This window comes from Nocardia sp. No.11 (assembly GCF_038752175.1).
Classification (GTDB): Bacteria; Actinomycetota; Actinomycetes; order Mycobacteriales; family Mycobacteriaceae; genus Nocardia; species Nocardia canadensis.
The window spans coordinates 24,462-33,200 of record NZ_JBCGFB010000045.1 but is presented as its reverse complement, the minus strand read 5'-3'; the positions used below and the strand labels follow the sequence as shown (position 1 = coordinate 33,200).

General features: G+C 70.4%; 8 protein-coding genes and 3 tRNA genes. 1 reads left to right on the top strand and 10 read right to left on the bottom strand.

From position 1 onward, the window contains the following. A partial coding sequence (locus V8688_RS16225) for a hypothetical protein (protein ID WP_342801143.1) occupies window positions 1-998 on the bottom strand: 998 nt, incomplete at its 3' end. Between the two features lie 25 nt (window positions 999-1,023). After that, on the bottom strand, window positions 1,024-1,611 hold the full coding sequence (locus tag V8688_RS16220; RefSeq protein WP_255588551.1) for a MarR family transcriptional regulator: 588 nt from the start codon (window positions 1,609-1,611) through the stop codon (window positions 1,024-1,026). Between the two features lie 117 nt (window positions 1,612-1,728). Here V8688_RS16220 and V8688_RS16215 point away from each other — a divergent pair. Beyond that, window positions 1,729-1,800, top strand: a tRNA-Cys gene (locus V8688_RS16215). Window positions 1,801-1,839: 39 nt separating this feature from the next. Here V8688_RS16215 and V8688_RS16210 read toward each other — a convergent pair. From V8688_RS16210 to V8688_RS16175, 8 genes are all read right to left on the bottom strand, one after another. Next, the gene (locus V8688_RS16210; protein ID WP_218721202.1) at window positions 1,840-2,898 is read right to left on the bottom strand and encodes an ABC transporter ATP-binding protein; all 1,059 of its coding nucleotides are present in this window, start codon (window positions 2,896-2,898) and stop codon (window positions 1,840-1,842) included. After that, window positions 2,895-4,400 (bottom strand): iron ABC transporter permease, encoded by a 1,506-nt coding sequence (locus tag V8688_RS16205; protein WP_342801149.1) that lies wholly within the window; start codon window positions 4,398-4,400, stop codon window positions 2,895-2,897. Before V8688_RS16205 ends, V8688_RS16210 begins: the two co-directional genes overlap by 4 nt. A 51-nt stretch (window positions 4,401-4,451) precedes the next feature. Then, window positions 4,452-5,438, bottom strand: a complete 987-nt coding sequence (locus V8688_RS16200; RefSeq protein ID WP_255588558.1) for an iron ABC transporter substrate-binding protein — start codon at window positions 5,436-5,438, stop codon at window positions 4,452-4,454. Between the two features lie 160 nt (window positions 5,439-5,598). Continuing rightward, window positions 5,599-6,216 (bottom strand): hypothetical protein, encoded by a 618-nt coding sequence (locus V8688_RS16195; RefSeq protein ID WP_342801142.1) that lies wholly within the window; start codon window positions 6,214-6,216, stop codon window positions 5,599-5,601. Between the two features lie 110 nt (window positions 6,217-6,326). Next, a tRNA-Ser gene (locus V8688_RS16190) sits at window positions 6,327-6,389 on the bottom strand. A gap of 514 nt (window positions 6,390-6,903) precedes the next feature. Further along, a tRNA-Arg gene (locus tag V8688_RS16185) sits at window positions 6,904-6,976 on the bottom strand. A 111-nt stretch (window positions 6,977-7,087) separates the two neighbouring features. Then, window positions 7,088-7,831, bottom strand: coding sequence for a DUF305 domain-containing protein (locus V8688_RS16180; protein WP_218721199.1), 744 nt, complete (start codon window positions 7,829-7,831; stop codon window positions 7,088-7,090). Further along, entirely contained in the window at window positions 7,831-8,730 is a 900-nt protein-coding gene (locus V8688_RS16175) for a DUF3105 domain-containing protein (protein ID WP_218721198.1), read from the bottom strand. The genes V8688_RS16180 and V8688_RS16175 overlap by 1 nt, the downstream gene beginning before the upstream one ends. Between the last annotated feature and the right edge of the window lie 9 nt (window positions 8,731-8,739).

The window sequence follows — 8,739 nt, the reverse complement described above, 5'->3', positions numbered from 1 at the left end:
GGGGGGCCCCGCCCCGACGAGTCGTCGGTGCCGAGCAGTCCGGCGACCGTGCCGCCGAGCGTGGCCGTCACCGCCATCGCGGCGAGGAGTTTTCGCCGGCCGGGTCGAGGCCGGGCCTCGCGGGTGACCACCGCGCTGCCCGCCCGCAGCCGCGGCATCCGCAGGCGAGCGGGGCGCTGCGCGGCCAGCAGGACCGCGCCGCGCGCCGAGACGTAATCCGGCTCGGGGTCGTAGACGATCGGCAGCCCGATGCGGTGGGCCAGATCGGCGCGCAGCGACGGATTGCGGGTACAGCCGCCGAGCAGCACCAGCGCACCCGGCCGCATCCCCGTCTCCTCGACCACCTGACGCACGAACGAGGCCGAATGATGCAGACCCGCCTCGCACAGCTCGGCCAGATCGCTGCGGGTCACCACGGCGCGGCCGCCGGTATCGGCGTCGGTTGCCGTCACCACCCTGGCCCGGCTCAGCGACTCGCGATGCTCCCTGGTGGTGCGCGCGTCGGCCAGCACACCGCCGCGCGCGAGCTGCCAGCGCAGCAGCGCGTCGTAGCCGTCGCCGCTGAGTACCGTGCTGCGCCTGCTCGCCAGGATCGTGTCGGTGCGGCAATCGGCATGGGTGACAGTCAGGCCCGAGCAGCCCAGGTCGTAGAGGATCACCGAGTCGGAGTCGGGCAGCATGCCGGTGAAGCGCAGATAGCGCAGCTGCGCCAGCGGCTCGTCGACGATGCCGACCTCGGACTTACCGACCGCCGCCCGGATCGCGTCGGCGTGCGACTCACTGCGGCAGGTGACCGCCGTGGCGGTGACACACTCACCGCGCGCCAGTGCCGCGACCCGCATCCGGCGGATCACCGACAACACCGCTTCGTCGACCGAGCCGCCCGCCCTGCGCGGTAGCCGGAGCCGGTCCACCGGTGGCAGGTGCGGCTGATCGGAGTGGGTCAGCACGGCGCGGGCACCACCCGCACCCGCCGATACCCCCAGGACCAGCACCATGCGCTACATCGTGGACCAATTTCGGCTAGCTGCCAAGCGAGTCGCGCGGTGATTCGCCCGTCGGTTGCCAGGTCGCGTGGAATGCGAGGTTTTCGGTGTCGGGAGCCTCGTAGTCGCCCGCCTCGTGCCGGAATTCGGCGAGCAGGGTCAGCAGGGCGCGGATCCGGTCCGGCGGCAGGCCGGGCTCGGCGAACACCTGCGCGTTCAGTGCCGCGGTCGCCTCGGCGACCGATGTCCTTCCCGCATCGGTGATTTCGATCAGCGTCGCGCGCCGGTCGCTCGGATGCGGCACCCGGACCACCAGGCCTGCCGCCTCGAGCCGGTCCACGGTATTGGTCACGCTGGTCGGATGCACCTGCAGGCGCGCGCTGGCCTTGGCCATCGGCAGCGCGCCCGTCTTGCTGAAGCTGAGCAATTGCAGCAGCTCGTAGCGGGAGAACGTCAGCCCCGACGGTTTGAGCGCCTCGTCGACCCTGGCCATCACGATCTGCTGGGCCCGCACCAGCGACGTCACCGCGGCCATTCCGTCGGCCACCGCGCCCCAGCCGTGCCCGGTCCATTGCCGGTGCGCTTCGGCGATCGGGTCATGCGGAAGCGGTCGTGGCCGAGACATGGCATTGATCATCGCATAGGGCCAGGTCGCTGCCGCCCAGTCGGCGAACCGGCATTTCGCTCAGGCCGAGCGCAACCCTGGGCAACGTGGGCCGAACCGGGCACTCTCTAGGACGAGGCGGGCGTGGCTGAGTGGTTGAGGCAACGGTCTGCAAAGCCGTTCACGCGGGTTCGATTCCCGCCGCTCGCTCTGGTCGGAATAGGCGTTTCACCCGCACGGGTGGAGCGCCTATTTCTCGTAGGCCGTCCCGGAACCCTGCACGGTCAGGCGCACGCGATCGCCGCGCGCGGGTGCCGCGATGCCGGTGCGGCGGACCGTGACGGTCCCGGCGCCCTCGGCCAGCTCGATGGTCAGGATGACATCGGGACCGCGGAAGTCGACCTCGGTCACCGTCCCGCTGTGCTCGGCGGTGACGACCTCGGCGGTGAGTTGTTCGGGCCGCAGCATCAGGGTGGTCTCGCCGGTGGGGGCGTCGCGCTGGACCGGGACCGCGCCGAGCGCGGACTTGGCGACGTCGGCCTCGCAGAGTGCGTCGAGCAGAATGCAGTCGCCGAGGAAGCGGGCGGTGAACAGGTCGGCCGGATGGTGATAGACCTGCTCGGGCGGGCCCACCTGGGTGAAGCGGCCGTCGCGCATGACGGCCACCTGTTCGGCGAAGCTCAGCGCCTCCTCCTGATCGTGGGTGACCAGGATGCTGGTCATGCCCGCGGCGCGCAGGGTGTCGGCGACCGCCTGGCGGGTGGTGGCGCGCAGGCCGGTGTCGAGGGCGCTGAAAGGCTCGTCGAGCAGCATCAGATCGGGCTTGCGGGCCAGTGCCCGGGCCAGCGCCACCCGCTGCTGCTGGCCGCCGGAGAGCTGGTGCGGCGTGCGATCGGCGTAACCGGGATCCAGCGACACCATCGCCAGCAGCTCGACGACGCGGTCGCGGTCGCGGTGACGGCGCAGCCGATCGCCCAGCCCGCGCCAGCCGGTGTGCAGGCCGTAGGCGATGTTGTCGGCGACGCTCAGGTGCGGGAACAACGCACCGTCCTGCGCGACGTAGCCGATCCGCCTGCGCTGTGGTGGCAGGCAGACATCGTGGCGCACAACGGTTTCCGCGCCCAGCTGCACGGTGCCCGTCTCGGGCGCCTCGAAGCCGGCGATCACCCGGAGCAGCGTCGTCTTGCCGCAGCCCGACGCGCCGACGACGGCCGCGGCGGTGCCGTCGGGGACGTCGAGATCGATGTGGTCGAGGACCCGCGTCGAGCCGAAGGTCTTCGACACCGCGCGCACGAGAAGCCGACTCATACCCCGGCCGCCTTTCTGGACTGGGTGAACAGCACATAGGTCACCGGGATCGCGGCGACGATCATGATCAGCGCGTACGGTGCGGCGCCGGCGTAGTCGAGTTCGCCCGACAGGCCCCAGAACTGCATGGCCAACGTGCGAGTTCCATTGGGCGCCAGCAACAGTGTCGCGGTGAGCTCGGTGGACACGGCGACGAACACCAGCGCCGCGGCCGAGGCGGCGGCGGGCGCGGTCATCCGCAGGGTCACCCGGAAGAACGTGGCCGAGGCCGATTCGCCCAGCGAGCGCGACACCTCCTCCAGTCCGACCGGCACCTGTGCCAGCCCGGCCCGCACGCTCACCAGCGCGCGGGGCAGGAACATCAGCGCGTAGGCGATCACGACCAGCGTCACCGTCTGATAGAGCGGCGGGGTCCAGCGGATGGTGACCGTCACCAGCGCGAGCGCGATCACGATGCCGGGCAGCGAGCTGGTGATGTAGTTCGCGCCCTCGATCACCCGGGCGAACCTGCTGGTCGAGCGCACCGCGATCCACGCGACGGGGAACGCGCACAGGGTGGTGATCAGCGCGGCCGCCGCCGCCAGACCGATCGTCTGGCCCAGCGCCTGCCCGATCACCGCGGTGTCCCAGACCGCCGCGCCGCCCAGCCACAACCAGCGCCCGATCGTCCACAGCGGCACGCCGAGCGCGCCACCGACCACCGCGACCAGCACGCCGAACAGCGGAATCCGCCACCAGCCCAGGGCGATCGGCCGCGCCGCGCGCTGCGCGCCCGCGCCCAGCCTGGCGTAGCGTGCGTTCCCGCGCAGCAGCGCCTCGCCGCCGAGCAGCGTCAGACAGCACAGGACGAGCACACCGGCCAGCATGCTGCCCGCGGGTCCGGCGAAACTGCTCTGGTACTGCTCGAAGATCGCGGTGGTGAACGTGTCGTAGCGCAGCATCACAAACGCGCCGTACTCGGCGAGCAGGTGCAGACCGATCAGCAGCGCGCCGCCCAGGATCGCCAGCCGCAACTGCGGCACCACGATGCGCCAGAACACTTCCAACGGCCCCGAGCCGAGGGCGCGCGCCGACTCCTCGACGGCCGGATCGAGGCGGCGCAGCGTGGCGGCCACCGGCAGATACACCAGCGGGAAGTACGACATCGTGGCCACGATGACCGCCGCCGACAGCCCGTACATCGACGGGAACGCGCTCACCCAGCCGTAGCTGTTGACGAACGCGGGCACCGCCAGCGGCGCGACCAGCACCGGACCCCACCACGCCCGGCCCGGCACGTCGGTGCGCTCGACCAGCCAGGCCAGCCCGACCCCGAGCACCACACACACCGGAACCGTCCACACCACCAGCGCGACGGTATTGGTGAGCAACTCGCCGACCCGTGGCCGGAACACCAGCGCGGCGGCTTCACGCAGGCCGGTGTCGAACAGCACCGAGACGATGTAGCCCAGGGGAATGAAGGTCGCCGCCGTCAATGTCAGCGCGACGAGCGTGACGAACACCCCGGGCCTGCCGACCCGGGGTGCTGTCGTCGATGCGGTCCGCAGGGCCACTTACAGCAGTCCCGCCTCGGTCATCAGCTGGGTGACCTTCTTCGAATCGAGCTTGCTGGGATCGATCGCCGGCGCCTGCAGGTCGGCCAGCGGTGGCAGCGCGGGGTTCGCGGCGACATCGCTCGCCACGGGGTACTCCATCGACGTGCCGTCGCGCAGGATCTCCTGGCCCTGCTTGCCGGTGATGTAGGCCAGGAACTTCTGCGCGGCCTCCTGCTTCTTGCTCGACTTCAGCACGCCGCCGCCGGACACGCTGACGAAGGCGCCCGGGTCCTGGTTCTTGAAGTAGTGCAGCGCGGTGTTCGCGCTGCCTTCCTTGGTGTTGGCCTGATCGCGGTACCAGTAGTAGTGGTAAATCACGCCGCCCTCGGGGTTGCCCGAGTTCACCGCCTTCATGGTCGCGACGTTGTTCTGCAGCGAGGTCGCGTTGGCCTTCATGCCCTGCAGCCAGGAGCGGGTCACGTCCTCGCCCTTCAGCGCGAGCAGGCCCGCGACGATCGCCTGGAAGTCGGCGCCGGAGGTGCCCGCGCCCCAGCGGCCCTTCCACTGCGGCTGCGCCAGGTCGAGCAGCGAGGCGGGCAGGCCCGCGGTCGGCAGCTTGTCCTTGTTGTAGACGAAGACCGTGGCACGCGCCGCGACACCGGTCCACTTGCCGGTCGACGGGCGGTACTGGGCGGGGACCTGGTCGAGGGTGGCCTTGTCGACGTCGGCGAACAGGCCCGCGTTCTCGACCAGTGCCATGGCCGGGGAGTTCTCGGTGAGGAAGGCGTCGGCGGGGGAGTTGGCGCCCTCGGCGACCAGCTGGTTGCCCAGCGCGGTGTCGCCACCCTGACGCAGGACGACCTTGATCCCGGTCTCCTTGGTGAACGCCGCGGCCCACTCCTTGGTGAGCGACTCGTGCTGGGCGTTGTAGACGGTGATCTCGTCGGCGTCGCCCGAGGAGGACGAGCAGGCGCTCACACCGAGCGCCGCCACCGCGATCGCCATCAGCCCGGCCAGGGGTTTCCAACTACGCGACGTCATCGCCGTCCTTCCACACAGGTACCCCATCCTATGATGAGGCTTACCTAAGCAAGATACCCCGCCTGACGTGCGTGGACGCAACGGCGGCCCGCCCCGGGTTCGGGACGGGCCGCCGGGGGCTCGATCAGTGCTTGGTGGCCGGCGCCGAGCAGATCTTCCAGGTGCCGTCTTCCTTCTTCAGATGCTCTTCGGTGCTGTCCTCGGTGTCGGGCTCCTCGCCCGCGACCGAGAGTGTCAGCTTGCCGACCACCGTCGCCTTGGCGGTGTCACCGGTGATGACGATGTCCTCGACGTTGTCGATGGTCACCGAGACCGTCGCCGAATCGAACTGCTGCCGCTGCTCGGGCGAGAGGTTGGCGATCTCGGCCCGGTCGGCCTCGCAGGCCAGCTCCGCCGCGGCGATGAACCCGTCCGCGTCGAGCGTGTCGTAGAAATCGCGGATCGCGACCTCGATCTTCTTCTCGTCCGAGGACAACGGGGTGCGCCCCTGGAGCGTCAGCACCACCCCGGTGACCAGCGCGCCGATCACCACCAGCGCGACCACGCCCAGCGCGATGAACAACCCGGTCCGCCTCTTCTTGGGCGGCTGCTGGGGCGGGAACACGTCCGGCGCTCCGGGCGGCCCCGGGGGCGGCGTCTGTCCCGGCCCGAACCCGGCGTGCGGGTACCCGGGCGGTCCCGAGGGCATCCCGGGCGGCTGCTGCCCGAACGGCGGTTGCTGTCCTTCTGGCGGATTCGTCAAGCCTCGCTCCTATGTCATCGGGGCGAGGCCCCGAAACCTGTGGAACCGTGCGTGAACAACCTGATCTCAAACGAACGAGGCCCCGACCGAACGGACGGGGCCTCGAAATGTGCCCTCGGCAGGATTCGAACCTGCGGCCTTCTGCTCCGGAAGCAGCCCCGGCCCGTCCAGGCGAGTCCTGCGAACGTCGACAGCGTACCGTCACCTGCTGGTTCGGTTCGGCGGGGTCCGGGGTTGTCTGCCCTGCTTGTGACAGCGTGGTGACACTCAGTCCCGGGCGTACAGTCCCTTCCTGTGCACGAACGCGACTCCGGCCAAGACTGGGAAGCTGACCCGCTCATTGCGGACGGGAAGCCGTCCACCTGGGAGGAGTTCGCCGAGGACGCGCGTGCCGGTGACAGTGGCTGCGCACCCCCACAGCTAGGCCCGTATGCGGGAGATCCCTCAGTCGATGAGAACGGCATCGCGGTGCTTGACGCGACCGGAGATGAGCAAGGGCCGGTAGACCGCTGACTGGACCGCGTCGGCCCTGGTCGGGGTTGGGGTGCGTATCCCGGGGCTGGCTCACCGCCTGCTCCGAGGACTTTGGGTGAGGTTGTGACAACTCGTGACATCGAAGCGAGCTGAGGATGCAGACCAGAAAGGCCCCCGACCGCTTGTGTGCTGGTCGGGGGCCGTTCTCGTGTGTGCCCTCGGCAGGATTCGAACCTGCGGCCTTCTGCTCCGGAGGCAGACGCTCTATCCCCTGAGCTACGAGGGCGGGATAGATGCCGGTCGCGGTGAGGCGATCGGGCAGCGACAGCGTATCGCATCGAGTGCGGTGCGCCAAAAACGGTGCCGGACCGGGCGGTTGACCCGGTCCGGCAGTCGATCAGCTCAGTGGGAGCGGGCTGGCGCCGCGGGCGGCCAGCATGCTCTCCATCAACTGGGACTCGCCCGCTTGGGTCTTGGACATCTGCGCGGCCAGGGTGCGCACCTCGGTGGTGTCGGCGTGCTCGGCGGCGTAGTCGAGCATCGGCACACCGCCCTGGTGGTGGCGCAACATGAGCTGCAGGAACAGGGTGTCCATCGCGGCGCCGGTGGAGCGGCGCAGCGTCGTCATCTCCTCCTGGCTGGCCATGCCGGGCATCGACGTCATCGGGCCCGCCATCGCGTGCCCGGTGGTCGTCGCGGCACCGTGGCCGTGCGCGCCCGCGCCGTGGTCGGTCATCCAGCCCATGTAGCCGTCGACGTTCTGGTTCGGCTCGCCCCACAGCTGCAACCAGCCCTGCATCCGGCCGATCTGGTTCTGCTGGGTGGTGAGGATGTCGTAGGCGAGCCTGCGCACGTCGTTGTCGGTCGAGCCGATCAGCGCCGCGCCCGCCATGTCGACGGCCTGCGCGTGATGGGCCGACATGTCCTGGCTGAACCCCACGTCGACAGGGCCCGGCGCCGGAGTATCGGCCTCGTTCAGCGGCATCCGCAGCAGCACGCCCGCGACGGCGCCCAGCAGCAGCAGGCCGATCGCGCCGAGCACCAGGATCGCCCCGGCCGGGCGACGCGCGCCCGCCTCGGCCGCGGCGTCCTCGGGCTCGGGCGCGGTGTGGTCGGGGTCGACCGCGCTGTCGGTTCCCACTACTGGCCCGCGGGCTGGGTGCCCGGCATCTGGAAGCCGTCGGGCAGACCGGGCAGACCCGCGCCGCCGGGCAGACCGGCACCCGCGCCGAGCTCGGACTGGTCCTGGGTCAGGCCCTTGCCGTCCATCGGCACGGCCTCGGGGCCGTAGGGCGCCGGGTCGAACGGCGGCGGGTTGTTGGCGTCGAAGATCGGGTTCGAGCAACTCGCGCCGACCTCGGGGTAGGCGTAGGGGTTCTCGCGCAGGGCGGAGATGAACTGCTTGATCCGCGCGTCGTCGGCGGAATCGAGCTTGAGCTGGTGACCCCACGACTGCAGCGCGATCGGCGCGTCGAGGCCCGGGTAGGGCGACATCAGCGAGTACTGGCGGCCCTTGACGTAGTTCGACAGCTTCTCCACGCCCGCCGCGTCGACCTTGTCCGGGTTGTAGGCGATCCAGACCGCGCCGTGCTCGAGCGAGTGGACCGCGTTCTCCATCCGGATCGGCTTGGCGTAGACGGTGCCGGTGCAGTTAGCCCACGCGCCGTCGTGCGGGCCACCGTAGGCGGGCGCCTTGTCATAGGCGACGCGCTGGGCCGCGGTCACGTGCAGACCGGCCGGGTACTCCTGCTTGACGACGCCGCTGATCTTGGCCGAGGGGTCCTGGTTCTCCTTGGACGGCACCCATTCCTTGAGGTCGGTCTGGGCTTCCCGGATCGCGGCCTGGTCCAGGTACTTGGGCACCAGGCTGTAGGCCAGCAGGCCGATCAGCGCGACGATCGCGACACCGGCGCCCAGCAGGGCCCAGGGCACGTCGCGCTTCTTGTGCGGAAGGTTGCCCTTGCCGGGTTTGCGGGACGGAGACGACTTCCCCGCGGCCCGGACGGCCTTGGCTGATGTGGCGCTGGTCCTGCTCGGCATCGCTCGTTG

Coding starts and splice junctions, on each gene's coding strand:
- V8688_RS16220 (WP_255588551.1), bottom strand. CDS start 1,611: ATGTCTCGGCCACGACCGCTTCCGCATGACCCGATCGCCGAAGCGCAC.
- V8688_RS16210 (WP_218721202.1), bottom strand. CDS start 2,898: ATGAGTCGGCTTCTCGTGCGCGCGGTGTCGAAGACCTTCGGCTCGACG.
- V8688_RS16200 (WP_255588558.1), bottom strand. CDS start 5,438: ATGGCGATCGCGGTGGCGGCGCTCGGTGTGAGCGCCTGCTCGTCCTCC.
- V8688_RS16175 (WP_218721198.1), bottom strand. CDS start 8,730: ATGCCGAGCAGGACCAGCGCCACATCAGCCAAGGCCGTCCGGGCCGCG.